Origin of the sequence: Desulfuromonas sp. TF (assembly GCF_000472285.1) — a bacterium.
Lineage (GTDB): Bacteria > Desulfobacterota > Desulfuromonadia > Desulfuromonadales > ATBO01 > ATBO01.
In genome coordinates, this window is the sequence record NZ_KI421421.1 from 313,608 (window position 1) to 340,111 (window position 26,504).

Annotated in this window: 19 protein-coding genes, 1 tRNA gene and 4 riboswitches; of the genes, 9 read left to right on the forward strand and 11 right to left on the reverse strand. The window is 59.4% G+C overall.

From position 1 onward, the window contains the following. Positions 1-128 precede the first annotated feature (128 nt). From DTF_RS0112740 to rpoH, 10 genes are all read right to left on the reverse strand, one after another. Positions 129-6,125, reverse strand: a complete 5,997-nt coding sequence (locus tag DTF_RS0112740) for an OmpA family protein (RefSeq protein ID WP_081702955.1) — start codon at positions 6,123-6,125, stop codon at positions 129-131. A 21-nt stretch (positions 6,126-6,146) separates the two neighbouring features. Next, the gene (locus DTF_RS0112745; RefSeq protein WP_027715628.1) at positions 6,147-7,223 is read right to left on the reverse strand and encodes a DUF11 domain-containing protein; all 1,077 of its coding nucleotides are present in this window, start codon (positions 7,221-7,223) and stop codon (positions 6,147-6,149) included. Positions 7,224-7,360: 137 nt separating this feature from the next. Further along, positions 7,361-7,852: a DUF11 domain-containing protein gene (locus DTF_RS25545; RefSeq protein WP_051361279.1), complete on the reverse strand. Its 492-nt coding sequence runs from the start codon at positions 7,850-7,852 to the stop codon at positions 7,361-7,363. 12 nt (positions 7,853-7,864) lie between these two features. After that, a complete protein-coding gene (locus DTF_RS0112755; protein WP_035057273.1) occupies positions 7,865-8,836 on the reverse strand; it encodes a hypothetical protein in 972 nt (323 codons plus the stop codon). Positions 8,837-8,941: 105 nt separating this feature from the next. Continuing rightward, the gene (locus DTF_RS0112760) at positions 8,942-12,046 is read right to left on the reverse strand and encodes a DUF11 domain-containing protein (protein WP_027715630.1); all 3,105 of its coding nucleotides are present in this window, start codon (positions 12,044-12,046) and stop codon (positions 8,942-8,944) included. Between the two features lie 67 nt (positions 12,047-12,113). Further along, positions 12,114-12,599: a hypothetical protein gene (locus tag DTF_RS0112765; protein WP_027715631.1), complete on the reverse strand. Its 486-nt coding sequence runs from the start codon at positions 12,597-12,599 to the stop codon at positions 12,114-12,116. Positions 12,600-12,699: 100 nt separating this feature from the next. Continuing rightward, positions 12,700-12,799, reverse strand: a riboswitch (cyclic di-GMP riboswitch). A gap of 171 nt (positions 12,800-12,970) precedes the next feature. After that, a riboswitch (cyclic di-GMP riboswitch) is annotated at positions 12,971-13,062 on the reverse strand. Between the two features lie 270 nt (positions 13,063-13,332). After that, positions 13,333-14,712, reverse strand: a complete 1,380-nt coding sequence (locus DTF_RS0112770) for a sigma-54 dependent transcriptional regulator (protein WP_162148641.1) — start codon at positions 14,710-14,712, stop codon at positions 13,333-13,335. A 127-nt stretch (positions 14,713-14,839) separates the two neighbouring features. Then, positions 14,840-14,919: riboswitch (cyclic di-GMP riboswitch) on the reverse strand. 371 nt (positions 14,920-15,290) lie between these two features. Beyond that, complete coding sequence (locus DTF_RS0112775) at positions 15,291-16,859, reverse strand: acetyl-CoA hydrolase/transferase C-terminal domain-containing protein (protein WP_027715633.1); 1,569 nt, start codon at positions 16,857-16,859, stop codon at positions 15,291-15,293. Positions 16,860-17,235: 376 nt separating this feature from the next. Next, positions 17,236-17,973 carry an outer membrane protein assembly factor BamD gene (locus tag DTF_RS0112780; RefSeq protein ID WP_027715634.1) on the reverse strand — a complete coding sequence of 246 codons (738 nt, stop codon included), beginning with the start codon at positions 17,971-17,973 and terminating at the stop codon, positions 17,236-17,238. Positions 17,974-18,100: 127 nt separating this feature from the next. Beyond that, entirely contained in the window at positions 18,101-18,949 is an 849-nt protein-coding gene (rpoH, locus tag DTF_RS0112785) for an RNA polymerase sigma factor RpoH (RefSeq protein ID WP_027715635.1), read from the reverse strand. A gap of 209 nt (positions 18,950-19,158) precedes the next feature. Between rpoH and crcB the strand changes: the two genes are divergently transcribed. The 4 genes from crcB (at position 19,159) to DTF_RS0112805 (ending at position 22,578) form a co-directional block, all read left to right on the forward strand. Further along, entirely contained in the window at positions 19,159-19,530 is a 372-nt protein-coding gene (gene crcB / locus DTF_RS0112790; RefSeq protein ID WP_027715636.1) for a fluoride efflux transporter CrcB, read from the forward strand. Between the two features lie 44 nt (positions 19,531-19,574). Next, a complete protein-coding gene (locus DTF_RS0112795; protein WP_027715637.1) occupies positions 19,575-19,907 on the forward strand; it encodes a DUF190 domain-containing protein in 333 nt (110 codons plus the stop codon). Between the two features lie 43 nt (positions 19,908-19,950). Next, a complete protein-coding gene (locus DTF_RS0112800; protein WP_051361281.1) occupies positions 19,951-20,409 on the forward strand; it encodes a TerB family tellurite resistance protein in 459 nt (152 codons plus the stop codon). Positions 20,410-20,522: 113 nt separating this feature from the next. Continuing rightward, a riboswitch (cyclic di-GMP riboswitch) is annotated at positions 20,523-20,598 on the forward strand. Positions 20,599-20,670: 72 nt separating this feature from the next. Further along, positions 20,671-22,578: a hypothetical protein gene (locus tag DTF_RS0112805; RefSeq protein ID WP_027715639.1), complete on the forward strand. Its 1,908-nt coding sequence runs from the start codon at positions 20,671-20,673 to the stop codon at positions 22,576-22,578. Positions 22,579-22,683: 105 nt separating this feature from the next. Here the strand turns inward: DTF_RS0112805 and DTF_RS0112810 are convergent, their stop codons facing one another. Then, complete coding sequence (locus DTF_RS0112810; RefSeq protein WP_027715640.1) at positions 22,684-23,457, reverse strand: AMP nucleosidase; 774 nt, start codon at positions 23,455-23,457, stop codon at positions 22,684-22,686. A gap of 125 nt (positions 23,458-23,582) precedes the next feature. Here DTF_RS0112810 and DTF_RS23450 point away from each other — a divergent pair, with 125 nt between their 5' ends. The 5 genes from DTF_RS23450 to DTF_RS0112835 all read left to right on the forward strand — a co-directional run bounded on the left by DTF_RS23450 (position 23,583) and on the right by DTF_RS0112835 (position 26,487). Next, entirely contained in the window at positions 23,583-23,747 is a 165-nt protein-coding gene (locus DTF_RS23450) for a hypothetical protein (RefSeq protein WP_369798568.1), read from the forward strand. A gap of 111 nt (positions 23,748-23,858) precedes the next feature. Next, a complete protein-coding gene (locus tag DTF_RS26600) occupies positions 23,859-24,020 on the forward strand; it encodes a hypothetical protein (RefSeq protein WP_155890808.1) in 162 nt (53 codons plus the stop codon). A 429-nt stretch (positions 24,021-24,449) separates the two neighbouring features. Then, complete coding sequence (gene ispE, locus DTF_RS0112825) at positions 24,450-25,289, forward strand: 4-(cytidine 5'-diphospho)-2-C-methyl-D-erythritol kinase (RefSeq protein WP_027715641.1); 840 nt, start codon at positions 24,450-24,452, stop codon at positions 25,287-25,289. Between the two features lie 44 nt (positions 25,290-25,333). Continuing rightward, positions 25,334-25,408, forward strand: a tRNA-Gln gene (locus tag DTF_RS0112830). Positions 25,409-25,497: 89 nt separating this feature from the next. After that, the gene (locus DTF_RS0112835; protein ID WP_051361283.1) at positions 25,498-26,487 is read left to right on the forward strand and encodes a ribose-phosphate pyrophosphokinase; all 990 of its coding nucleotides are present in this window, start codon (positions 25,498-25,500) and stop codon (positions 26,485-26,487) included. Positions 26,488-26,504: the final 17 nt, after the last annotated feature.

The window sequence follows — 26,504 nt, forward strand, 5'->3', positions numbered from 1 at the left end:
AAAAACCCTGAATTTTCATTGTTTTAAAATCTGCGTTCATCTGCGTCATCTGCGGAAGAATCTGACTGATTCTGTTTTGAATATCTCTTTATAACGTACCTGCAGGGATTTTGAAAGCTTGAAGGCGATCAGAGGTTCTGCATCTGGCGGGCGGCTTCCCGGACGCTCTCCTGGTCGAACTTGAGCCGGAAGGCGACGAAGGGGCCCTGGGCCGTGAAGTCGGCTTTCGAGAAGTCCTCGTCCTCAAAGCCGAGGAAATTGTATCCGAGGCTGACCCAGGCATTCGTCGCCACGTTGCAGCCGATGGACACGCCGGTGCCGAAGTCGATCTGCCCGCTCTCCCAGGAGTGGAGCATCCCCCCCCGAAGGCCGATGTCCCATCGTTCGTCGAGGTCGTAGCGCCCTTCCACTCCGATCAGGTCGGTGAAGCCGTCGTAGGAGTCGCCATCGATGTTCTCCTGCACATACTTGGCCCCGTACTGCAGGGAGAGCTGGGTCCTGCGGTTCGGCTTGTAGTTGGCGTTCAGGTTGTTGACCAGGCGCCAGTTGTTGAAGCCGAAGTCCTCGGAGGACTCCTGTTCGAAGCGGTAATCCAGCCGGTTGAGGACGATCCAGCGGGTGTACAGGGGGCGGTAGGCGAGGCCGAAGCGGAGTTCGCCGTCCGTCCGCTCCGCCGTCCGGGATTCGGTGGTGAAGATCTGGGCCCGGGCCGAAAGGCCCAGCCCCCGGTGGACCTCACCCACGATGGCGCTGAAGAAACCCCATTTGTCCTCGGTCTCGCCGTCGCGGTATTCGATCCGGTTGGCCCAGGACCACTTCTCCAGCTTGTAGGTCGCCCCCAGGGAGACGGCGGTGAAATCCTCGGTTTCCCCCGAGGCGGGAGGCACGTCCGTGTCGAAGTCCTCGGCGTCCGCCTCCCTCATGGTGTGGCTGCGGTCGAAGCTGCCGTCCAGGCTCCAGCGCTCGCTCACCTGCCAGGTCTGCCCCAGGCCGAAGAGGGCGAACATCCTGGGGCCGTATTCCCCCGTCTGCTGCTCGAGGGAGCTGCTCACGGTGCCGCCGGTCCAGGGAGTGGTCTTGACGCCGACGCGGGTGGTCTGTGTTTCGGTATCGTCGTCCCGGGTGAATTCCTGGGCCGCGAAGAGGGTGGTGGACTGGGTGAGCTTGAAGTCGGCGCCCAGGGTGGTGCGGGTGGGGAAGTCCCCGCTTTCGTTCTTGCCTCCGAGGGACTGCTCGTGGACGGCGCGCAGCAGGAGGCGCTCATGGGCCTGCCAGGTTCCGCCGAAGAGGGCCTGGGTGGAGCGCTCCGTCTCGCCTCCTTCGAAATCGTCCACCGCCATTCGCAGGCCGGTGGTCAGGCTGTAGCGTCTGGCCTGCCAGGTGAGATCGGTCTGGGCCACGTCCCGCACCGCGTCCGTCTCCAGGTTCACCTGGCGGTAGAGCTGTCCTCCGAGCTCCAGCTCGTTCGTGAGGCGATAGACCCCTTCACCTCCGAACTTGCGCGTCCCTTCCTCGCTTCCGCTCTGCTGGCCGAGACCGAAGCCGTTCTCTAGTTCGCGGACGTAGAGCCTTCCGTCCATCTTCTCGGCGCGGTGCTCCACCTCGGCCAGCCAGGCGCTCCCATTCCGGGAGACGCCCGGCGATTCCGAATCGCTGGTGGAGACCTCCGCCTTCAGCCGGGTCTCCTCCGTGATGTCCCAGGTGGCGTCCAGCCCGTAGAGGTCGCCTTCGGCGTTGTCCTGTTCCTCGTGGATGGCGGTGGCCCCGACCTCGATCCCCTTCTCCGGCCAGCGCAGCGCGGCGCGGCCGCCGTAGTTGAGGGAGGCTTCACCCTTCCCTATGACCTCGTAATCGACCACGATGGTGACGGGATTGAAGTTCTCGTCGCGGCTGGGGATCGGCTCCTTGAAGAAGAGAGTGCCGTCGGAGTAGTCGATGTTGTAGTCGATATGGCGGGTGAGCTCCCGGGAGGAGACGATCACCTCGCTGCGCAGCCGGTCGCGCACCTCGATGGTTACCTCCTCCGAGTTGAGGACGATGTCCCTGCGGGAGAGGCGGTAGAGCCCCGAGGTGCCGTCGCCGCGGATCTCGTCCTTGACGAAGCCCTGCTCGGTGTCGCTGGCGAAGAGGTTGAAGGTCGCGTACTTGCCGTTGTACTCCGATTTGAAGCCGGTCAGTCTTCGGCTGTAGCGGGAGAGCTCGGTCTGGGTCAGCCCGGTGTCGTAGTCGCCGAAGAGGGCATAGAACTGCTCCCGCTCCAGCTTGACGTAGAGCTTCTCGGCGCTGGCGGCGTCGTAGGCCTGCTGGCTGGCGTCGCCGTAGAGGGTGTAGTAGGTGTCCGGATCGATGATCTGGAGCAATTCCTCGTCCTTGCGGTCCGGCTTGTCCGAGTCGTAGGCCAGAGTCAGCAGCCACTTGCCGAGAATCCGTCCCTTGCCGAAGAAGGCCACCCGGCCGTCCTCGTAAAGGTCCTCCTCCACGTTCGAAGGCAGGTTTTCCATGTTGCCGGACACATCGTTGTACCCCACGGTTCCTTCTGCCAAGCCGACCAGGATCCAGTCGCGGAGCTGGGGCTGGAGCCAGGCCCGGATCTCCTGATCGCGGTCGGCCAGCTTGAAGCGAAGGACCACCTCACCCGAGCGGCTGGTCGGCTCCAGTTGGATCAGGGCGACGCCGTCCGGGCCGACCTGGAAGTGGGGCCGGAAGTCCTGCTCCTCCGCCTCGACATTGCGGGCGACGGTCTCCTTCCGGTCCCAGGCCGCGTAGGGTAGGTCCACCGCGAAGTCGCCGACCACCCCTTCCCGGGCTGGGTATCCGTCCTTGTCGGTCAGGCGCACGGCGATGACGGAGGGATTCTTGCCGTCGGCGATGAGGGCGGAATGCTCCGGGGAAAGGACGACCTTCACCGGGGGGCCGGAATAATGCACGTTGCGCTTCAGACGATGGATGACGGCGGCGTCGGCGTTGCGGACGACCAGCTCGAAGGCGTTGTCCCCGTCGTGAATCCCGATCCCCCGCCATTGGCTGACCGCCACCGTGCCGGCGCCGTTCGCGAGGGTTCCCTCGAAGGAAAGGGCGTGCACCGGCTTGCCGTCGAGGAGGAGTTCCACCTTCTCTTTCGGATGGTGCTTGACGGCCGCCTTGATGCTGGGGATAGGCGGTCCGTAAGAGGGTTGAGGCCAGATCCACTCCCGGCCGGGCTGGGCTTTTTCGACCCAGGTTTTGTCGATCTCGGGCATGCGGTCGCCGGGGAGAACCGGGGGCTGATTCAGGTTTTCGAGAGAGCCTTCGCCCGGACGCAGTCCCTCGGTTTCGGTCTTCTGCTCGCCGCTCCGGTCCTTCAGCATCTGAAGGCTGCGCGTCTCGGAAACCTTTTCGCACTGGAACCGCACCTCCACCCTGCGGTTCAGGGCGCGTCCCTCCGCGGTGGAATTGTCCGCGATGGGTCTGGTCTCACCCATGCCGGACAGGACGATTTGGGAGGGGGGCAGCCCCAGGGCGTCGCCGAGATAGCGGCCGACGCTCTTCGCCCGGGCGTCTGAAAGGGCGAAATTATCGGTGTAGAGATGAAGGTTATGCTGTGCGATGGGGATGTTGTCGGTATGTCCCACGACGTAGAGCCGACAAACATCCAGCTTCCTGAGCTTCTCGACGAGTGCGTCCAACTCGGCGTTGTCCTGCTCGGAAAGCTCGGTCCCCCGTGTGGGGAAATGGGGGCGCACGATGAACTCGGGGAGGAGGTCCCGGCTGTAGTCCGAACGGGCCCGCAGGAGGTTTTCGGCCATCGGAGTGCGCTGGTTCTTCTTCTGCGGGGAGTCGAAGGTCAGAAGCGCCCGAACCGGCAGTTCCGCCGGAGCCTTCAGGTCGACCTCGCAGCGGAAAGACACCTCCGCCACCCTGCCTGCGGCAAAGTCGCCGAGACCGAAGGTCGAAATGTTTCCGAACCCGGCCTTAGGATCGTCGAGGGGCGCGCTGTCCAGAGCGCCGGACCCCGGGACGTACCGAAGCCCCTCGGGAAGGATGAGGGAGAGACGCAGGTTGTCCACTGGGACGCCGCCGGTGCGGATCGGCAGCCGGAAAGACGCCTTATCCCCGTCCAGGGAGCCGTTCAGTTCGAGACTCACCTCTCCTTGCGCCCGGGGCTTTAGCGCTACGTGGAAGTCTGTGCGCCACATGGACCCGCCCTGCAGGTCGACGAACTGGGAGTAGGTCCTTCCGGCGAAGCGGCTGTTCTTCTCGCAGGCGACCGCCTCGTATTTTTCCGGCAGGGAGTCGAGGTCGAGCTGGACCACGTGGACGCCGGGTCGGACCCCCTCGAAGTGGAACATCCCGTTCTCGTCGGAGACGACGTAGGTGCCGTCCTCCAGGTAGATGCGCGCTCCGGCGAGTCCGTCCGTCTCCTCCGGCTCCGGTTCGCCGCAACCGCCGGTGAAGACACGCCCCATCAGGAAGGTGGTGCTTCGGAAGAAGTCTTCTTCGACGATCACCGTGGCCCTGGCGGTATTGGAAACGGTCCCCGAGGCGGTCACTGCCTCGGCGGTGTTGATCGCCTCCCCGGGACGGGCGCCGGCGGTTATCTCCGCCACGTAGCGAAGCTCCCTTCTGCCCGCCGCGGGAAGGGCTCCCAAGGCGAAGTTCAGGGTCCGGCCATCGGCGGAAATGGCCGGGTCGGCGATCCGGTTTCCGTCCAGGCGAGCGGAGCCGCTCCGGTAGCGGAAGCCCTTCGGCAGGCGGTCGGTCACGGTGGCCGCGGCGGTGGGGATGGTGTCGGGGTTTTCGACTTCCACGCGGTAGGGGACGAAATCGCCGACGGCCGCCCTGTCCTTGCCGGCGGTCTTCCTGAGCCAGACCCCGTCGGCGGCCACGGGGTCGACGGGAATGTCGATGCGCAGGGCCGGCCCCGGGTTGAGGGAAAACGGCTCGTTCCGGGATCCGGCAACGAGGGCGAAGGGGGCTCCGGGGAGGTCCTGCAGGTCCGCATCGGAGACGGCGGAGGGCGCGGTGTAACCGGGCGGGGTATTGATGTCCAGGCGGTAGTTCCCCGGAGCCACGAAGGGGAAACGATAGGCGCCGCGACTGAAAGTGTACACGTTGCCGACGCTGTCGGTCGCGGTCCCTCCCGAAGTGAGGACGGAGGGATAGAGACTGATGCCGTCATCGCCGAAGACCGTGGCCGGCTCTCCCGTTTCCGCGTTCACCAGGGTGACGACCACTCCGTCCACCGGCAGGCCCGTCCGGCTGTCGAAGACGATGCCGAAGGGGTCGAAAAGGGAGGAGGATACCGAGGAGTCACTGCCGTCCATGATGTCGACGTAGCGCCCCTCCACCGTTCCTGCCTCCAGGACCTCCAGACGGCCGTCGTAGGGTGCCCCCGGCTGGCCGGTGGACTGGATGTAGCCGATGAAGACGCCCGTATCCGGCCCCGTCTCGGTCAGGCGCAGGACCTCCACGTCACCCGTTCCGGTGGCGGTGACCGTCACCAGGACCGTTTCGGCCATCTGCCGGTTCACGTTCTGGTCCGGATCGCTCAGACGGAGGAAGACCGCTTCGCCGCGGTGATAGATGGACGAAGCGGCGAGGGGGATATCCCCCTGCTCCAGGGCGATGGCGTTCCCCGAAGGGGGCTGGACCGGTGCGGAAAGGACCTGGAAGTCGCTCTCGGCCGCGGCGGCGGTCCGGTAGGAGGTGGTCGGCACGGGGACGTATTTCATCTCGGTGGAGGTGGGGGCGTATTTCAGGAACTCGAGGGTCGAGGGGGTGCGCGGCGCCGCCACGGAGAGGAGGCGGACCGTGTTGGAGGGAATGACGGTGTGCGCGTCCGTTCCGAAGGAGACCGCCGCCGTGTTCTCGATCGCCGTCCCGGCGGGGGTGAGGGCGAAAGCGGGGATGGCTCCGAGGAGGTACAGGAGGACGGCCAGGGAGAGGAGCAGCGCCTTTCCGTAGCGGCCCCGCCCGACAAAGGACGCGGCCGACACGGAAAGACGGGCGGACCGGTCTGCAGACCGGCCCGCCATGCGGATTGCAGTTGACTCATGACGTAGAGCGCAAAGGTCCCCCATCCCGGCGGGTTTGCCGGGTTTCGGGTGCGGCTTGGTGGCCGGGATGGGGGGGAGCGCATTGAACATGAAAAGCCAATCTCGTTGTATTTATTGAATTTCGACCTGGAACTTGACGGTTGCTGATTCGCCGGCATCCAGTTCGATGCCGTTCACCGTCACGGTGTTGGTGCCGGTGATGTTCCAATTCCCTTCGTCATCACCATCTGCGTCGGTGAGGGTCGTTTCTGCCCCCCCATAAAGGTTTGGCGCGTCCACCTTGATGGTACCGGTGGAGAAAGCGACAGTGCCGGCGGTAATTTCGGTGTCCAAGCTGTCACTGACCGTGATGCCTGTGGCGGTGGCCGAAGCGCCGCCGCCGTTGCTGATGGTGATGGTATATTCCACCGTCTCGCCGGGGATGTAGTAACCGGTGCCACCGATGACGGCCGAGGACTTTGAGATGGAAAGCTGGGCAGTGCCGACAGTGTAGGTTCCGGAATCCGAGTGCTTACCATCGGTGACGGCGTCGGCGTCGACGGTGGCGGTGCCGGCGGCGTCGACAAAAATGATATCCTCAAGGCCGACAGTATTGCCGCCGGTCTCTGCGAGGGCGATTCCACCGGCGCCGTTGCCGTCCCAAGCCGTGGCGATCAGGTGGTATACGTCAGTCTGGGTGTCAGCGGCCGTACCCGGGGCATCCGCAACGATGAAGATGACTTGATCAGCATCCTTGGCCAGGCTTATGTAAGGCGTAGCGCTGATATTGGTGTCAGAGCCGCTGCTAAAGATGCCGTCCCCATCGTCTTCCCAGACCTGGACGGGGGTATCCATGTTGAAAGTGTTCGCGCCTTCTTCGGTGGTCAGCTTGAGCTGCAGGGATTCCGCAGCCTTGGTATTGCTGTTGTTGGTCACTGTGAACGTGAGGGCATAGCCGGTACCGTTGGGGACTACGGTGGCACCACCGTTGTTCGCCACCACCGGATCGATCTTGTAGTCGACCACGAATTCAGCGGGGGTGCTGGAAATCGATGGGGGGGATACGGTGCCGATCTTGTAGTCGATGGTGGCACTGTTGCTGATGGTCTCTCCGGAATCGGTGCCGCCGGCAAACGCCTGCGAAGCCCCGAAGAGCAGCAGGGCGACCGCCGCGAGGGCGGTCAGGTGAGTGGTGAATCGATGTTTCATGGTCTTCCTCCTTTGGGGGTGAGTGTTTACGGATTGATTCTTGCCTCTTGCCTGTTTCATGTGCTTCTCCTTTTCTGCTGTTTCGCTTTCTGCGGATCCGGTTCATCGCGGCCGGTGGCCCCGATGAAGGCTGTGGACTATTTCAACCGGGCGCGGAACTCGACCTGCGCCGTCTCGTTCGGCGGCAGGGGAGTGGTCCGCGTCCAGCGGATGTGGGTGACGTCGACGGAGGCGGCGGGGCGTTTGGTCCCGTCGGGCTCGGTGACCATGAGCTCGAGCAGGGGCCCGAAGGTTTGTCCGCCGTCCACGGAGTAGGTGACAACGGCGTCATTCCCTTCGGCCGAGGCGCCGACATAGATCATGTGCTCGGGGATGGCGTTGTTGATGACGACATCGTCGGCGGGCGCCTCCCCCTTGTTGATGTATGTGTTGATGAAGATGACCTCTTCCCCCGGGAGGACCTTGGTTGCGGGCTGCCGCACCAATTCCTTTTCCCCCTTCTCGTTGATCACTGACTTCTCGACGAGAGCCGAGGACTGGATCTCGATGGGGGCATCCTGCGCCGCGGCCGGGCCGGCGAAAGCGGTCAGGAAGAGGATTGTTATTAGAGCCGGAATGGTTCGTTTCACGGGTGTACTCCTTTAATCGATGGTGACCTGAAAAGTGACTGTTTTCGCCGTATCCTGCAGGTCGCCGAGGCGGACGGTGACCGTGTCCCCGGCCACCTCGCCGGCGTCGCCGTCCGTGGCGTCGGTGAGAGCGCCTCCATCGACCTTGAGCGAGTCGTCGACGTAGGTCGTGCTGGCCGGGATGGGATCGGTGAGGGTGACGGTTTTGGCCGTGCCGCTGCCGGTGGCGGTGAGCTCGATGGAGTAGGTGACGACCGCCGCGGGCATTGGCTCGCTCCCCCCGTAGGGGTCGACGACCGACTGGGACTTGACGACCGTGACATCGACGGCGGAGATCTGGAGAGTTGCCTCATCGCTCGCGCCGGCGCCGGTGGCGCCGACCACGGCGTTGACTCCCCCGTCTCCCGCCCCGGCGAAGGCGGTTCCGGGAGCGCCGGTCCCGGTCTTGGCGACTGCGGTGAGACCGGACTTGCCCAGATCGGAGTCGTTGACGCCGGCGGGGATGTTATTGACCACGAAGAGGGCGATCGAGGCGTCGGCGGCCAGCGCGGGATCGTTGACTCCGGCGCCGTACAGGGTGTCGGTTCCGGCGTCATACTGGCCGTTGTCGTTGGCGTCGAGGTAGACCCCGGAGAGGGTCGGGTCGAAATGGTCTCCGCCGAGGCCGTTGTCGACCGTCAGGGTGAACGCCTCGCCGCCGTTGCCGGTGTTGGTCAGCAGGAAGGTGGCCACCTTGCCGGTCTCCCCCGCCTTGCCCAGGATGTTTGACGAGTCCTGCCATGCCAGGGTGACGTCGAGGACCTCGGCGACCTGGAGGGTGACCTCGTTGCTATCCTGGTTGACCGTCGTGGTATCGACGACGAAGGAAACGCTCGCCTTGTTGGTGATGTTGGTTCCGGCCGCCGTCCCCGCGGCGAGCGCCGGCAGTGCCGGCAGCAGCCAGAGGGCCGAGGCCACGATCAGCAGTAGAAGTATCCGTCTCATTTCATTCCTTTCTCCTTTCCTTTGCGCAGAGGGATCTCTGAAGTTTCCTGTCTGTTTTCCGAGGCTTTTCGGATTCATGTTTTTTCCTTTTCATTCAATGGCGGGTTATCGCACCCGGACATAAAAGACGATGCTGAAGCTCGGGTGACTGGTGCCGTCCGAGGGGAGAAACGTGCTCATGGGGTTGACGATGATCTTGCGCACCGCCGGGTCGACGCCGTTGCCGTCGGCGCTGGGCGAAATCGGGTTGTCGGACGCGTCGCGGTAGACGACGTCGGCGGCCCCGTTGAAGGTCAGGCCGCTGGATATGGCGCCGTCGATGAAGGTGACAGGGCTGCCGTTTACCACCAGGTCGGTCTGGGCGGGAATCTGGTCGGAGAGGGTCACCGAGTCGGCGTCCGCGGAACCATATCCTGTGTTGGTGGCGAAGATCGTGTAGCGCATCACCGCCCCGGGGATGGAATAGGGGTTGGTGGTGCCGTGAACGGGGTCGGAGAAGGTCTGTACCATCTTCACCAGGGTGATGTCCGGCAGCCCCAGGTTGAATATTCCCGCGCCATCGTCCGAGATAGTCCCTTCCGTCCCCTCCTCGGCCGTGACGGTGACCGTCCAGGTCCCTGTCGGACCCGCGGTCGGAGCGGGGTAGGCGTACTCGAAGGTCTTGGTCAGCGTCCCCGAATCGGCCACCTGGGTCATGGCGGCATCGCTTACCACGGTTGTGCCGTTGGGGTTCTTGAGGGTGATCGTGGCCGAGGTGATGTCGAAGCTGCCGAAGGGATCGCTCACCACCGCCCTGAGGTAGACCGGCTGTCCTCCCCCGATGTAGCCGTTGGCGGGAGTGGCCGTCGAAGGATAGGCCGCACTGTAGCCCGTGACGCTGTCCACGTTGATGACGTTCAGGGAGGGGAGGGAGATGAAGGAGTTGTTCCCTCCGCTCGTCGGATAGACGAGGACGCTGCCGGTGGTGCCTGTATTGTTCACGGTGAGGTTCCAGGTCTGACCGGCGCCGCAGAAATGGTTTCCCGGGACCGTCAGGTTGTTGAAGGACACCAGGGTCGGGGTGGTCGGCAGATACGGATTGTTGACGGCGGTCCCGTCGAAGATCTTCGATTCGGAGTAGGTGGGTCCTCCGCCGGAGCAGGCGACATTGACCTGTACGGTCCGGCTCTGGCTTGCGGCGCTGCTGGCCAGATACAGGTTGACGGGGATGATCGCCAGGGGAGTCACGTCCGGACTGATCGTCACCGGAGAGGCCAGGGCCGGGTTAAGGGCCCACGTTCGCGAAGTGCCTTGGCCGATGGTCACCGAGCTCTGGGCGCCCGCGGGTTTCGAGCGGGAAAGCTTGTAGGAGGCGGCGCCGTCATGGAGATACAGCAGTTTGTTCCCCGCCCCGGCAATCGCCGAGGGGGAAACGATGAGGGTGGAGGTGCAGGGGGAAGCGCCGATTCCGCCGGGATTGGAGATGGAGGCGCAGTTGTTGATAGTCGTGCCCGCCGACGTGCCCATCGGAATGGTCGCGTCGAACACGACGGATACCGAACCGCCGGCCGGGACCGTGACGCCGGTGGCGGAAAGGGTCTGGCCCGAGAAGCCGCAGGTCGCGCCCGCGGGGCAGGAGACGACCGTCAGTCCGCTGAGGTCACTGGAGACCGCGTCGGTGAGAGAAACGTTCGTGGCCTCGACCCCCGCGGTTTCCTTGAGGGTGACGGTGTAGCGGATGACGTCCCCGGGATCGGACTCGCCGCCGTTGCCGTCCTGCCAGGTTTTGGTGGAGGTGGAAAGATTCGATACACCCACCGCCAGGGATGCGGAGGCCGTATCGCCGACGTAGCCTTCGGCGCTGGTGACCGTTCCGGTGCTGTTGTTATAAACTCCGTCGACGGCGCTGGTCACCTTCGCCGTGATCGTGCAGCTTCCGCCGGCAGGGATCGTCCCGCCGCTGAGGGCAAGGGACGAGCCGCCGCCGACCGCCGTCACTGAGCCGCCGCAGGAGTTCGTGACGCCGGGAACGGCGGCGTTGAAGAGGTCGGACGGATAGGTGTCGGTGAACGTCACTCCTGTCGCCGCGGCAAGATTGGTATTCTGAAGGGTGATGGTTAGGGCCGTCTCCCCGTTCGCGGAGATGGACGGCGGGGCGAAGGACTTTGAGACGACCAGTTTGGTGACGACGTCGTTGACGTCGGCTGCCGAATTGTTTTCAGCGTCGACGGTGACAATGGCCGTATTGGTCAGCGGTCCCGCAGGGGCGGAGGCGCTCACGGTGGCGCCGATGGTGAAGGTGACACTGCTGTTCACCGGCATGGAGGGAATGATGATCCCTCCGCCCTGCATGGTGGAGATGGGGAGAGAACCCGGGCAGGTCGCCCCACCGGCGGCGGAACAGCCGAGGCTGTCGACCGTCAGGTAGGCGACCGCCGGATCCTGAAAGATCGCATTGCTCAGAGTAGCGCCCGTGGTGTTGGTGATGGTGACGGAATACGTGGTGCCGTCACCGGCGGTGATGGTGTTGATGCCGTCCGATTTGCTGATGGTGGGCAGAACTACTAGGCTCACAGTGCTCTTGAGGACGTCCGCCTCCACCGTGCCGTCAGGGACGTTGCATTTGGATTTTGTATTGGGAACCGGATGCTCCGCAGTTTCACAGAGATTTCCGCTCTGATTGTCCCAACTCGTGACGAATGGAATGAAAAGCCTCCCCCCGCTCAGGTTGACGGCTTGGCAGGACACCGGGACTCCAGTCATTCGCACCACGCCGGAGCCCGTACCTCCGCCGATGCCACTGTTGCCGTCGCCGCAGGTGTCCGGGGAGCCTTCGAGATCGAAGAACGGGCTGGCAGGCGGGAGGATGGAAACGGTACAGCCTGTAGATCCCCCGTCGGACGGATGCGTTGCGGGACTTTTCCCATCCTTGGCGAAGAAAATGCCGACATCGTAACGGTCAGGTGAAGCGAAATTGACGGTCACATCCAGGTCGACAGTGACGGGCTCGCCGCCGACGCAGGACGTGGGACCGCCCGGGACAATCGTTATGCCTGTGATCGAGACATCATTGGCGGTGCAGTTCAGGTTGGAGCCGAATCGTTCCGCCGCGCACTGGCTCGGGCCATAAGCATAAGCCGCAGCCATACTGAAAAGCTGGCAGGCGAGCGACAGCAAGATGGCGATAGTTGCGTTTGTGATGATGTTTTTCCTGATGCGGTTAATCTTCAAGTCATATCTCTTCAGCAATGGCGTTCAGCTTAGAATCGCGATCAAAAGCACAATCCGGCATAAACAATCAGGAGGAATACGAAACCATCAGCCCTTCCGCGAACGCATCCTGTTCACAGGCGCACTCCGAAAGAAGGGAGATCACGCTTTCCACAATTTCAATGCGACATGTATTTGCGTTGCCACAGCCGTTCAGCTCCGACGGCAGGTTTTTCTGAATGTAGTCACGTACGACGGGGACGTAGCGATGGCCGGCAAAGTCGCCATCGAGCAGCGATCCGAAAAAGCCGTCCAGTTGTCGGCGAATGCCTGCATAGGCGGAGGGGCTTCCGGTTTTTCCGTCCGCCGCCCAGGGACCCTGGCAGGCCGCCGTCAGGCTTTTTCCGAGAACCCGCAGGCGCGCCGCCAGTTCGAGGGCCAGCTCTTCGGCGTGCAGCCGAAGCTGATGAAAAGCCTGAGTGGTTTGCGAATCGATCGGCCGACTGTTCGCAGAGGTCCTTTCCTGCAAGGAAGAACCGGCGCGAAGAAGGCAATTGGGGTTTATTGATTTCATGTCCGTCTTCCGTCCGGTGGCGCAGCTAAAATGAAAAAAACCCATGCTTGGGGAGCATGGGCCTGGGCGCACGGGTGCGCTAATCCATACTCCCCGTCTCTTCGGTAGCCCGGCTGCCCTTTCCGCCTTTGCTGCGTGTCGGCGGGGGAGGGCCCGTGGCTTTGCGTCCCTGGATCTCTCCAGGTTTGCCGTTATCGGAGTATGGGTGGGTTAAAATGTTGTGGCGCGGGTTTTGTTGTTGCGGGGGAAGCCGCGGGGCGGGTTCCCTCCTGAAAAAGCGGCATCAAGCCGCAAGAAAACAGTAAAAAGCCCATGCTCAGCGGGAAGCATGGGCCGGGCGCACAATTGCGCTTGTCCATACTCCCCTTCTCTTCGGTAGCCCGGCTGCCTTTTCCGCCTGCGTGTCGGAGGAGGGCCCGTGGCTTTGCGTCCCTGGATTTCTCCAAGTTTGCCATTATCGGAGTATGGTGGGGTTAAAAATGTGATGTTGCGGGTTTTTCTTACGGGGGAAGCCGCGGGGCGGGTTCCCTCCTGGGCAACCGGCATTACGCCAAAGATAAAAAAGAAGCACAGTTAATGTCGAACGAACTGGTAATGACGTCGACATCGGATTTATCGTTTCATTAAATATCCACGATTTGTGCCAAAAAATTAATGCTGTATTTCAGTAATATAGTGGGTTCCGGCGAAAAGCATTGAGTATCGAGTATCCATTTTGGATATCCAAAATAAATCAATCATCCGAGTCGTCATCCATCCCATACCGCGCCATCCGGCGGCGGAAAGTGTAGTAATTCATGTCAAGAAGACGCGCGGCGACCATCTTTTTCCCTCCCGCCGCGGCCAATGCGCGCTTCAGTGCCCATTTTTCAACTTCGGCCATTTTGAAGGGAAGATCGTCCGGGGAAACTTCGAATGATTGACCTTGGGCGGCGGAAATTCTCGCCGCGGGGTCGATCTCTCCGAGGATGCCCTGCAGGATGGCGGGGGAGATCACGTCGTCCGCCATGATCGCGGCGTGCTTGATGACATTGCGCAGCTCACGGACATTCCCGGGCCATGAATGGGACTGCAGCATGGTCATGCCGTCCGCGGAAATCTCCAGCGGAGGCCTGCCGATTTCATGACAGGCTTCGCGCAGAAACTTCCCGGCCAGAGCCGGAATGTCTTCGGGAATGACGCGAAGAGGGGGCATCTCGATCATGAAGGTTGCGAGACGGTAATAAAGGTCCTGACGGAAGTTGCCCGCCGCGGCCTCGGCCGCCAGGTCCTTGTTGCTGGCGGCGATTATGCGGATATCGGCGTGCGCCTTGCGGTTGCTGCCGAGGGGGTGATAGCTTTTTTCCTCTACCAGTTGAAGGAGCAGCGCCTGCACGGCGGGTGGGGCGGCATCGATATCGTCGAGGAAGAGGGTCCCGCCCTTGGCGGCGGTGACCAGACCCTCCCGCTTTCGTTCGGCACCTGTGAAGGCTCCCTTTTCATGGCCGAACAGGTCGGCGGCTACCAGCGATTCGGGAATGGCGCCCAACTGGACGGTCACGAACGGTTTGTCGGCGCGGGGGCTGAGATCGTGGATCATCGACGCCAGCCTCGATTTGCCGGCACCGGTCTCGCCCTGGACCAGAACGGCATAGTTGCTGCGGGCGATCCGCACCACTTGGCCGGCGATTTTTTTCAGTTTCGGCCCTTTGCCGAGCATCTGCTCGACGGATTGGCGCAGTTCGCTGTTGAGGCCGAGCAGCTGTTTTCTCTGCAGAACCGGCAGCGCCGCCTTCTCAAGGGTGGAGATCAGCTTGTCGTCTTCGCACGGCTTCGGAACGAATCCCGCGACACCGAGTTCGATGCCGCGAAGCAAATAGGGAACATCGGAAAAGGCACTGAAAAAGACCACCGGAGTTTCGGGACTGAGCCGACGTAGCTGTTCAGTCAAGGCGATGCCGTCCATCTCCGGCATGATGATGTCAGTGAGCACGAGGTCAGGTTTTTCCTTGAGGAAAAGATCCAGAGCCTCACGCCCGTTGGTGGCGATGAGCACTTTGCGGCAATGGGGAGACAGAAGATCTCCCACGGCCTTGCGCAGGAGTTTCTGATCTTCCACAAAAAGCAATTTCATATGTTTAAGTATGTTCATCAACATATAAACAAATCATCTTTACATCACAAAAACGCCCATTTTTCTCGTCGGGAAAAATGGGCGTAAGAATTCCCTTGGATACACAGGGAATCTTCATGGCCCTCTCTTCGGCGACTCGGCTGCTCGTATGTGTGCGAGCCCGTGGTTCTGCGTCACCGGGTTGCCCCGGCTTTGCTATTATCGGAGAGGATTTTAAATTTAGTATTCTAAACAATATATTAAGTCGAAAATTTTTGAAAAAGTCAAAGGAAAATAGAGGTTCCGACCGGCCCTCTGCATCCTATTCATTAAAGAGCCAATTTAAACCCCTGTTTTATTTTCTGTCAAGATGATATTCCATTTTATGAAACTGCGCAATTTAAAAAGGGAATTTATTTAAAATAGAGCAAAGATTGTGCCAGAGGAGAATTGCTGGGGGAAGGGATGTAAATTCAACGGAATAGGAAATGCCTTTGGTAGAAATGAATTCCAGGTTCGGTCCTTTCACGTCATGGAAAGAAAAAAACGCCCCTCCGAATTCGGAGGGGCGCAGGAAAAGAAACAGATTTTCAACTGGATCAGAACTCGACTTTGATATCCCAGTTGTCGATCTTCATGGTGCCGTTGCGCTCGAGGTTGAGCTGCATCTTGAAGCAGCGGTCGAACAGCTGGGGCTCGTGACCGACGCCTTTGGCCAGGGTTTCCTTCTTGGCGATGTCGAAGTATTCCTGGATGATCGGTTTGTAGTCGGGATGGACGCACTTGTCGATGATGAGCTGGGCGCGATCCTTCGGCGCCAGGCCGCGGCAGTCGGCCAGGCCCTGCTCGGTGACCAGCACGTCGAGGTCATGCTCGGTGTGGTCGACGTGGGGGGCCTTCGGCACGACGCAGGTGATGCCGTTGGGATCGGTTTTGCTCGGCCGGGTCGAGGGGGTGTGCATGAGCTTCAGATAGCCGTTGCGCAGGAAGTCTCCCGAGCCTCCGAGACCGTTGATCATCCGGGTGCCGCCGACCAGGGTGGAGTTGGCATGGGCGTAGATGTCGAACTCGACCGGAGTATTCATGGCGATACAGCCCAGGCGGCGGATCGGTTCGGGATGGTTCGAAATCGACAGCTGGCGCAGGACGATCTTCTTGGTGTACTCGTCCCAGTTGGCGTAGAGTCGCTTGAAACCCTCGTTGGAGAAGGACAGGGAGCAGGCCGAGGCGAAGTCGAGCTTGCCGCTGTCGAAGAAGTCGAGCATGGTGTCCTGAAGGACCTCGGTGTAGACGGTGAGGTTCTGGAAGGGGCCCTTGACCAGTCCGCCGACGACGGCGTTGGCGATGTTGCCGACGCCCGACTGAAGCGGCAGCAGGTTTTTGGGCAGACGGCCGCGATTCACCTCGTTCTGGAAGAAATCGATGATGTGGTCGGCGATCTGCTCGGAAATCTCATCGGGGGGGCCGAGAGGGCGGCCGTTGTCGAGCTTCTTCGATTGGACGATGCCGACGATCTTGTCGGGATCGACCCGGACATAGGGGGAGCCGGCGCGGGATCCGGCATGGGTGATCAGGTAAGGGAGCCTGTTGGGCGGTTTGATCGGCTCGATGATGTCGTGGAGTCCCTCATGGGAGGGCATCTCGGTGTTGAGCTCGATGATGATCTTGTCGGAGATCTGGCAGAGCTCGGGGCAGATGCCGCAGGATCCGGAGAGGACCAGACTGCCGTCTTCGGTGATGTCGGTGCACTCGATGATGGAGATGTCCATCCGGCCGTTCTCGGTGTAGAAGCCGTAACCGACGTCCTGGGCGAAATGGCCGAGATGTTTGTCGCCCATGCGGATCCTGCCGGAGTTGATCCCTTTCTGGATGTTCTTTCCGGTCTGGTAAGGCCAGCGGCGGTCGATCATGTCGAGAGTGGCCCAGCGGTCTTCGGTCTCGACGCCGACAGAGGCACCGATGAACAGGTTGAAGCGAAGCTTGCCCTGCAGATTGTTCTGCTCCACGTGATCGGCCAGGACAACCGGCATAACCTTAGGGTAGCCGACGGGGGTGAACCCGGACCAGCCGAGGTTCATTCCGTCTTTGAAAAGCGGGATGAGCTCCTCGGGTTGAACGACCTTGCTCATCATGGACTTGCGGCGAATGCGACTTTCCAGTGTAGACATCTCTCTCCTCCTCTGTAGTTGATTGGCAGCGCACATAGGGTGCGCTCCAATTTACTCGCTCTCTCTCTCAAATTAGAACAGTGTGAAAAATCCCCTGAAGGAATTCAGAAGGCTTAAAAATGTTGGAGAATATCAGGTATACGGACGGAAAAAAACAAGGAAAGTTATGGATTTAGAAAGGCCCGATCCTTGCTTTAAAATTCCGTTATATGAATTTGAACTTTTTATATAATGGCGTAAACGGCAAGTCAAGCAAAAAGATCGCTTTTATCATATCTGTGATAAACGGAGGCCGCCCCCGCAGGAACACTCATGGATACTAAAAGCAAAATGCCCTTCCGTTGCGGAAGGGCGTTTTTTTGAAGAAATTTCTCTGTCAGTTCTGCTTTTCCAGCAGTTTCTGTGCCTTAAGGGCGTGTTCGCTGCGGGGAAACTCTTCGAAAAGGGAGTTGAACGCTTTCATGGCCGCATCGGGATGGCCGGCGGCGAGATAGGCCTGGCCGAGATAGAGAAAGGCCCGGTCGCGACCGTCATAATCGGGGTAGTGAACGAAAACATCCTCCAGGCGCTTGACGGCGGCTTCATAGTGCCCGGCGCGAAGATAGAAACGTCCTACATAAAGCTCATGCTCTGCAAGCCGGTCTGTGCACCGTGCGATGTAGGTTCTCGCTTCTTCGGCATCAGGGTCATTGGGAAAGCGCTTCAGAAAGTTCTGAAATGTGGCAAGGGCATTGCGCGTTGCGGTCTGGTCACGGTCAATCGAGAGAATCTGTTCGTAGTAGGAAAGTCCCAGTCGGTAGAGAACCTGGGGAGTCCGTTCATGGTCGGGATGCTGCTTCAGAAAATCCTCGTAGGCGGCAGCCGCTTCAATATAGTTCTTTCCCATGAAGTGGGCCTCGGCGATCCTCATCTCAGCGAGGGTGTTGAGCTCAGGTGAATAATAGCTGTCGCGCGCCTTCTCCCACATGGTGATGGCCTCTTCGTAGAGCTCTTTTTCAAAAAGTTTTTCCCCTTCCTTGAGGTAATAAGCGGCCGTGGGGGTGGACGGGTCCTTTGTCGAGGCGCAGGCGACACTCAAAAGGAGCAGGCAGACCAGGGAGAGCAGGAGTTTCATTGAGGATTCCTTGCTTGACGATAATTATAAGGTTGGCTTGATGAAACTAAGGGATAGACCGCGATTTGTCAACGGCATTTCGCTGCAGGACGGCAGCCTGGTGAGTGGAGAGTCCGTCCAGTTCCCGTCAGGCAGGGGCGATCGGGTAAAGTACCCCCTTCAGTTTGGCCAGAGCATTCTTTTCCAGCTGCCGTACCCTCTCCCGGCTGATTCCATAATCGTCGGCCAGCTCCCGCAGGGTGCGGGGATGGTCCTGGAGGATGCGGTCGTGGACGATCCGTCTTTCCCGATCATTGAGTTTCTGCAGGGCCGCGGCAACCTGGCCGGTGAGAATACGATCCTCCTCCTTCAGCAGGAGCTGGTCTTCCTGGTTCTCCCGATCGTCGGCCAGGGAATCCATCAGGGTATAGTTTTCCCCCTCGTTCAATTCCAGATCGAGGGAGGAGTCGCGGGCAGCCATGCGCCGCGCCATTTCTTCCACTTCGTCGTCGCGTACCTCCAGCTCCCTGGCGATCTCTCCGGTATCTTCCCCTCCGGTGAGGCGCCTGATGGCATTGCGGGTCTGGTTGAGTTTGAAAAAGAGCTTTTTCTGGGCCTGGGTGGTGCCGATTTTCACCAGCGACCAGCTTTTGACGATGAAGTTGTTTATATAGGCCCGGATCCACCACACGGCATAGGATATGAGGCGGATGCCCCTCTCGGGATCGAATTTTTTTACCGCCATCATCAGACCGATATTCCCCTCCTGGATGAGATCAAGCACCTTCATGCCATAGGACCTGTATTCATGGGCGATCTTGACCACGAATCTCAGGTTGGCGCAGATCAGTCGATGGGCCGCTTCCAGGTCCCCCTGGCGGCGATACCGAAGGGCCAACTCCACCTCTTCTTCGCGGCTGAGCAGGGTGAAACGGTTGATCTGAGCCATGTAGAGCTCAAGGGTGTCAGTGACGACCGGCAGGTGAGGCGTGCTCATTGTAGTACTCCAGAAAACGTTATTTTATCAATTCAGTAGCACTCTGTGGTTGAGAGTGCTAAATATATATAGCAAAGCATATGAGCTGGTGCAAGAGAAAATCATTGAGCGGGGTTTGGTGATTGGTTGACAGCGGCTGCCGCGGTCACCATAATGACCGGAAGCCGCGGTTCGATCCGGCCGATTCCTTGGAGACCGGGAAATTTTCAATGCAGATTCTTTATATTGGAGTGTTCGGCGCCCTCGGGTGCCTGTCGCGTTATTTCGTTTCCGGCTGGGCCTATGGCCTGTTCGGGCGGAGTCTTCCCTATGGCACGCTGGCGGTCAATGTTGTGGGATCATTCCTGCTTGGATTGGTTATGGAAGCGAGTCTGCGCAGCACTCTTTTGTCTCCCGAGATGCGCATGGGGATTACCGTCGGTTTCATGGGGGGCTTCACCACCTTCTCCACGTTCTCCTTTGAAACTATCCGTCTGCTGGAGGAGGGCAGTCTGCTTCAGGCCGGAGCAAACGTGCTGCTCAATGTCGTTGTCTGCATCGCGTTTGCCGCCCTGGGCATCATTCTGGGACGGCAGATATAAATGTAGCGGCGAGGCATGCCTCGCCTTTACAACACGGAGGATACATGCCGCAGCTCGAAGGCGAACAGACCCTTATGCGGATTTTCATCGGCGAGAGCGACCGTTGGGAAAAAAAACCTCTTTATGAGGTCCTGGTGGAACTTCTGCGCCGGGAAGGCTTTGCCGGCGCGACGGTGCTGAAGGGGGCAATGGGTTTCGGCGCCCGCAGCATCACCCATACGGACAAGCTGCTGCGCCTCTCCGCCGACCTGCCGGTGGTGATCGAGGTGGTGGAGGGTCAGGAAAAAATCGATGCCCTTCTCCCCCGGCTCGACGTGATGCTCTCGGGGGGGATGATCACCCTGGAGAAGGTTCGGGTGATCCGCTACTCCAAGTGAAAAAAGGGAATGGCCTTCCCTCGAAACGGACAGGAATAAAACCATGCTGAACCGAATCAAGACCCTGCTTGCTGCCGCCTCCTCGGCGGAACCGGAGGCCGAGCATGAACGTATCCAGGTGGCGACCTGCGTGCTGCTTCTGGAGATGGCCCACACCGATGGAGAGTTTCATTCGATGGAGGGTACCCTCATCCAGGACCTCCTGCAGCACAAGTTCGACCTTTCGGAAAAAGCGATGGACGAGCTGATGGAGTATGCCCGGCAGGAGCGGGATGCCAGTCTCGACCTTTACCAGTTCGCCAAGCAGATCAATGAGAATTTCACTCTGGATGAAAAACTCGAGGTGATGGATGTCCTCTGGCGGATCATCTATGCCGATGGCGTGCTGGACAAGTATGAAGACTACCTGGTGCGACAGCTGGCCACGCTGCTGCGTCTCTCCCATCGCCAGATGATCGATGCCAAGGTTAAGGTGCTGGACGAGATCCGTCCCGACCGCTGACGGCCCTGTCGATCATGTCCGAACGCACGACAAAACCGTTGACACCGCCGCAGTGGCGGATTAGGTTGTAGATACGCTGAAAAGCCCTGTACCAGAACCCAAATTTTATCGATAGACGATAATACTAAACCATCCGCGAGGATGGGACGGAAAGCCCATGGGTCTCCCAGAGACAGCCGGGTTGCCGAAATATCATGAATATTTCGGCAGCCCGGCTTTTTATTTTCGCATCCGGGTCTTTAAAATCCATTGGGAACGACCATGCTGATTTTCGACTCCGAATCGTTTTGCATTCAGGCTGAAGAATCGGAAGTGGCTGCGGTTTATCGCTCCTCCTCCCCCGTTTCCATAGCAGTCGAGGAATCCCTGCCCTCCTGCGAGGCTTTCGTCTGCATCCTCGAACGGGATCAACGGCATCATGTCTTTGCGGCGCTTCATGTCAGGGAGATCAAAAGAAATCTGATCTATGTTGTCGAACCGTCCGGTGAACAGTCGAGATCCTCAGATCCGGGAAAAGCCCTGGCCTTCGTTGAGGCGATGGGGTTCAGCATGGAAGCCGTGAATTTGAAATACGGCAAAGCCATGCGTGAAGTGGTTCTGCGAAGCATTCCTGTTTTGCTTTCTCCTGAAAATCTGGAAAGAACCCGAAATGAAAAAGAAACCGAGCTGTCAGAGCTGAATCGGCTGGTTGCAGAGGCCGCAGAGGAGCCGGATGATGCGACGGAACAATCCGATCCTGGAAGACAGGCGAAGATGAAAAGTGCCGTGGAGACCCGAAAAAACACCGCAAATGCCGCCGCTCGGAAGCTGGCCCAGGAGAAAATCGCCGCAGATAAGGCTGCCGCGGTCGGAGAGTTGGTTCAGAAATTCCTTCTGCACTCGAATGGCTCCGAAGTGGCTCATGCCGATCGTGCCGAAAGCGAACGGCTGCGAGAGGAAAATACGGCGTTGGAAAAACGAGCAGCGGAACTGGCCAGAACTGTCAGTCGTCTTAAGGAGCAGGCGGAAACCGACAGGGCCGAAGCGCAGAGGCGGATTGCCGAACTTGAAGCTGAGGTGGACAAAGACCTGAAAGAAGTCGAGGTCGAGCGGACCGGACAGGAAAGGATTACTCGGGAAAAGGAGGCCGGCGAGAAGCGAATTACCGATCTTGAGCAGGCGCTCCGCGAGGTCCGGAAAGAACTCGAAGTGGAAAAGGGGCGTGGGAAGGAGTGGGCCGGGACAAAGAAGGCTCTCGAAAAACAGATTCTGGAATTGGGAAACGCCCTTTCGGAAGCGGCATCGAAGGAGGAAACTCAGAGCCCGCCAGTGGTGGCCCTGACGCAGGCCGAAGAGCGGATTGCCCGACTCGAACAGGAAGTCAGCGAAGCGCGGGAAACAGCCGAGGCCGAGCGGTTCGAGCGTGAACTGCTGGTGCGGGAAAAAGCGGCAGCTCAGCGGCGGATCGAGGAACTGGAAACAGGGTGGGCAGGCGACGCAGGACCTCCGGAGACCTCCAAAAGGGGTCATCGCCTGGAAATAGAGAAGCGGCTCGCAGAGATGGAAATTGCCGCCGGCCAGACCCGGAACCAACTGGAAACCGAACGAGCCGAAAGACAGCGACTGGAAACGGAGCGGACATCATTCGAAAAACGGATTCTGGAGTTGGAAGAAGCGCTCCGGAAAACTGCCGAAAAGGACGACGCCGGAGGTCAACATCCTTCCAGGCACGGTGCGGCTTCCGACCCTCCGCCCCGCATTGTCCGTCGTCCACCGCCCAAGGACGCCTTTTTTCATGTGGATTGGGATCTGGGCAGTGTTGAATATGAATCTCCCGAAGATATTCTGGAGGTCCACCAGTCGATGAACACGGCTCAACTCAGTCTGGAGGGATATCACGGCCAGCACTGTTTAGCCTGGATCGTCGGCTTGAAAAAAGGAAAATCCCGGCAGGTGCATGTGGTTTTTGCCCTTTCGGAAAGCGGTCTGAACCTGATCTATTCACCGGCAAAACCCATCCGGAACAATGAAGACTATAAAAGGGCCTTGAGCGAAGCCGTGAAATTTCTGGAGGTCGTCGGATATCTTCCGGAAAAAGTGTCCCTGAAGAAATCACCCAGCGAACAGGGCGATGCGCTGAAAAGCATTCCGGTGCTTCAGGTCACCCGGAAAAAGGCCCAGGGGTTCTGAAATTATCCTCCGTTCGACCCGCCTCCCCATCTCCTTTTCCGCAGGGCTCCTCCTCTGTGCCGGGAAAAGTTCCGATGCCTTAGAGGATGGCGATGTCATCAAAATTCAGTACCGGAAGTGTTTGATCTTTTCTCCCTTCTCGCCGATCTCGGTCATGGCTTCGATGCCGATCTGAAGATGTATTCTGGACCACTTTTCCGTCACCAGCAGGTCGGAAACTTCTGTCTTGATTCCCTCAGGGGTCATGGGGATATCGGAGACCAGGAGCAGTGCGCCGCGGGCGATTTCATTGTGATGGCCGACAATGAAGATGGTCGCCGTCTCCATGTCGATAGCGATGCAGGTCACTCTTTTCAGGCGGTCGACGAATTGCAGATCGTGCTCCCACAGTCGCCGGTTGGTCGTATAGACCACGCCGGTGCGGTATTCGTGGCCGTGTTCGACAATCTTCTCCGAGACGAATTTATGCAGCTTGAAGGAGGGGAGCGCAGGGACTTCGGGAGGGAAATAATCATTGCTTGTCCCCTCCCCGCGAATGGCGGCAATCGGAAGAATAAATTTCCCGATCTCCGCGGATTTCTTCAAGCCGCCGCACTTGCCCAGAAAAAGCACGCCCGAGGGCTTTCGGGCGCTGAGCAGGTCCATGATGGTGGCGGCATTGGCCGATCCGATGCCGAAATTGATGATAGTCAGTCCGTTGTTGTTGGTTGCGGCCTGCATCGGCCTGTCCTCGCCGTAGATGTCGCAATGGAACCTGTCTGCGAAATCTCGCACGTAGTAATAAAAATTTGTCAGCAGGACATAATCCCCAAATTTTCCCAGAGGCATTCCGGTATAGCGCGGGAGCCAGTTTTTTACGATGCGCAGCCGTTCTGACATGGCCCTCCTCTGCGTTTTTGCGAAGGCATCATACCCTGATTTAATTTTAGACGGGTATGCCGCCGATCTCAATCCATGGAATGACCTCGGCCTCTTCACTTTGCATTAACGCTCTGATTCTGATAATGGCTTCCGGCGTGATCGGAGGATTCTTTGTGCGCGGCTTCTGGACGGCTGTTCTCGGGTCCGTCATCATCAGCGTTGTCAGCGCCCTCCTCACCACCCTGATCGGCGACCGGGGCAGCTTCGAAGTAATCCAGCTGAACAAAAAGGATGACCGTTGGGAGTAGTGATCGATGGTTATCCCCGGAGGAGGGAAATTTGTCCTTTTGCAGTTAGTAAAAATTAATAACAATGATATAATGTCAGTGAAGGCGGGCAACATTCAGAGGAGGTGACATATGGGATCTCTCAACTTCTCAGCGGAAAACGGGTTTGGCGACAAAGTGAAGACCGGATGGACCGTTTTCGTCCTTCTGGTGAGCGGAATTTTCGCGCTGATCACAGCTGTTCTGATCGCCTGGCCGGCATTGGCTTTCCTGGCTTCCCGATTCTTCCAGTAGCGATGAGCAAAGCATCCGGAGAGAGCGGGGGAGGCGATGTGCGAAATCTGCAGGGGTGTCATGCTCCGCCAGGATGGCATCCCCCGTGTGTGGTATCGTCAGTTCCGCCACGCATTAGACTATTCCATTTAGACGGGTAGTTCCCGGGTTTTTCTTTTCTGCAGGTATCAAGGTATTTTTCAAATCTTTATTCTCCTTGGCGGGCTTATCCCGCAAACCCGCATTCCGCCGCTTGACATTCCCGTGATCTTCTTCGATGATTGCCGCTGGCTCAAGAGGCGAGCTGCAATTGCTCTCGCTGCTTCGACGTACGTAAGTACAACTCATTGCTCGACAATTGCGCGCCTTGCATTTGGCGCTTTTTGCTTAGCCATCTGCTTTTTTGCTTTGTTGCGAAAGCATCTCAGTTGGTTCTCTGAGGATATCGACATGATCCGTCAGTATCTGGCCCCGGCCAAAATCAATCTGTATCTACAGGTTATGGGCAAGCGCCTCGACGGCTATCACGAGCTTGGCATGATTATGCAGCGTGTCTCCCTGTATGATCGCATTGAGCTTGCGCTGGTCGAAACGCCGGGGGTGCGAGTCTCCTGCGAAGGCGTGGTGCTGCCTCCGGGAGGCGAAAACATAGCCGCCCTGGCTGCTCGGCGGCTCCTCGATCTGTCCGGCGAAGAGTGCGGAGTGGAAATCTCCATCGACAAGAGGATTCCTGTCGCGGCCGGTCTGGGAGGCGGTTCTTCCGATGCAGCGACGGTCCTTGAGGCCCTGAATGAAATGCTCGGACTCGGTATTTCTCGAAAGACGCTGATGGCTGAGGGCAGCCGGCTTGGAGCGGATGTGCCGTTCTTCCTTTTTGAGGGCGCCGCCTGGGCCACAGGGATTGGAGATGTCCTGGAAAAAGTTGAAGGATTGCCATCCGTCTGGTACGTTCTTGTCAACCCTGGGATAGCCGTTTCCACGGCCTGGGTCTACCAAAATTTAGGGTTGACATCAGGTGGGGGAGCGGCTAGACTGCCGAGGTTTTCCGGAACCGCGGGGGACCTCTCCTCGCTGCTCCGCAACGATCTGGAGAAGGTTACCGTCTCCAGGTATCCCGTGGTCGAAGAGATAAAAACCCGGCTGTTGAATAACGGAGCGGCCGGTGCGCTCATGTCAGGCAGCGGGCCGACGGTGTTCGGAGTATTTGCCGAGGAAGGGACGGCCCGCCGGGCCGCGGAAGCGTTTTCCGGAGAGTCCGGCTGGAAGATTTTTGTCGTCCAGCCTGTGTGAGTCCGGCCCGCGAGATGGGGCTTGAGCCTTGGATCTGCATTTGTTGGGGCGTCGCCAAGCGGTAAGGCACCGGATTTTGATTCCGGCATTCCCAGGTTCGAATCCTGGCGCCCCAGCCATCAAAATTTATCGGTCTGCGGTTTTTGACAGGCACCGCCGGCAGGCGATCTTAAATAAGACCTAAGAAATCCTCTTTTCCAGGTAGGTCATGGGTTCCCATGACCTACAGTTTTTCCAAGCCGAGCAGCAAGGAGTCGCAGTGGATAAGCTCAAGATTTTTGCCGGTAATTCCAATCTCGCCCTGGCCAGGGAGATATGCGGGAATCTGGCCGTGCCTCTGTGCAGCGCCAATGTCCGGACCTTCTCTGATGGCGAAATCATGGTGGAGATCGGCGAAAACGTACGCGGACGGGACGTCTACGTCATTCAGTCCACCTGCGCTCCGGCCAATCATAATCTCATGGAGCTGCTGGTGATGACCGATGCGCTCAAGAGAGCGTCCGCTGCGAGCATTACCGCGGTTATCCCCTATTTCGGCTACGCTAGGCAGGACCGTAAGGTGGCGCCCCGAACCCCGATCACCAGCAAACTTGTTGCGGACCTGATTGCCACCGCCGGGATGGACAGGGTATTGACTATCGACCTGCATGCCGGCCAGATTCAGGGCTTCTTCGATATCCCTGTGGATCATCTTTATGCCGCTCCGGTGATTCTCGACGACATCAAGACCCGCTTCCCCGGTCGGGTGGTGGTTGTTTCCCCCGATGCGGGCGGCACCGAGCGCGCCCGCGCCTTCGCCAAGCGGATGGATGCGGGGCTGGCCATCATCGACAAACGGCGCAGCGGACCGAATGTGTCTGAAGTCATGCACATCATCGGCGAGGTCGAAGGCGAAAGCTGTATCATTGTCGATGACATGATCGATACGGCCGGCACGCTCTGCAATGCAGCGCAGGCCCTGATCGCGCATGGGGCCAAGGAGGTCTGCGCCTATGCCACGCACCCGGTCCTTTCCGGTCCTGCCCTCGCACGGATCACAGACAGTCCCCTCAAGGAAGTGGTGGTCACCAATTCCATTCCCGTCGAGGATAAGGTAAAAGAGTGTGCGAAGCTTCGTTGTCTTTCGGTGGCGGAACTGCTGGCGGAAGCCATCCGGCGCATTCATGGCGACGAATCGGTGAGTTCCCTTTTTGTGTAGATGATGGCGCTTAGCCA

Excerpts from the sequence above, each read along its gene's own strand:
- DTF_RS0112740 (WP_081702955.1), bottom strand. The coding sequence starts at position 6,125 with ATGTTCAATGCGCTCCCCCCCATCCCGGCCACCAAGCCGCACCCGAAA.
- DTF_RS0112745 (WP_027715628.1), bottom strand. The coding sequence starts at position 7,223 with ATGAAACATCGATTCACCACTCACCTGACCGCCCTCGCGGCGGTCGCC.
- DTF_RS0112755 (WP_035057273.1), bottom strand. The coding sequence starts at position 8,836 with ATGAGACGGATACTTCTACTGCTGATCGTGGCCTCGGCCCTCTGGCTG.
- DTF_RS0112765 (WP_027715631.1), bottom strand. The coding sequence starts at position 12,599 with ATGAAATCAATAAACCCCAATTGCCTTCTTCGCGCCGGTTCTTCCTTG.
- DTF_RS0112770 (WP_162148641.1), bottom strand. The coding sequence starts at position 14,712 with ATGAAATTGCTTTTTGTGGAAGATCAGAAACTCCTGCGCAAGGCCGTG.
- DTF_RS0112775 (WP_027715633.1), bottom strand. The coding sequence starts at position 16,859 with ATGTCTACACTGGAAAGTCGCATTCGCCGCAAGTCCATGATGAGCAAG.
- DTF_RS0112780 (WP_027715634.1), bottom strand. The coding sequence starts at position 17,973 with ATGAAACTCCTGCTCTCCCTGGTCTGCCTGCTCCTTTTGAGTGTCGCC.
- rpoH (WP_027715635.1), bottom strand. The coding sequence starts at position 18,949 with ATGAGCACGCCTCACCTGCCGGTCGTCACTGACACCCTTGAGCTCTAC.
- crcB (WP_027715636.1), top strand. The coding sequence starts at position 19,159 with ATGCAGATTCTTTATATTGGAGTGTTCGGCGCCCTCGGGTGCCTGTCG.
- DTF_RS0112795 (WP_027715637.1), top strand. The coding sequence starts at position 19,575 with ATGCCGCAGCTCGAAGGCGAACAGACCCTTATGCGGATTTTCATCGGC.
- DTF_RS0112800 (WP_051361281.1), top strand. The coding sequence starts at position 19,951 with ATGCTGAACCGAATCAAGACCCTGCTTGCTGCCGCCTCCTCGGCGGAA.
- DTF_RS0112805 (WP_027715639.1), top strand. The coding sequence starts at position 20,671 with ATGCTGATTTTCGACTCCGAATCGTTTTGCATTCAGGCTGAAGAATCG.
- DTF_RS0112810 (WP_027715640.1), bottom strand. The coding sequence starts at position 23,457 with ATGTCAGAACGGCTGCGCATCGTAAAAAACTGGCTCCCGCGCTATACC.
- DTF_RS23450 (WP_369798568.1), top strand. The coding sequence starts at position 23,583 with ATGGCTTCCGGCGTGATCGGAGGATTCTTTGTGCGCGGCTTCTGGACG.
- DTF_RS26600 (WP_155890808.1), top strand. The coding sequence starts at position 23,859 with ATGGGATCTCTCAACTTCTCAGCGGAAAACGGGTTTGGCGACAAAGTG.
- ispE (WP_027715641.1), top strand. The coding sequence starts at position 24,450 with ATGATCCGTCAGTATCTGGCCCCGGCCAAAATCAATCTGTATCTACAG.
- DTF_RS0112835 (WP_051361283.1), top strand. The coding sequence starts at position 25,498 with ATGGGTTCCCATGACCTACAGTTTTTCCAAGCCGAGCAGCAAGGAGTC.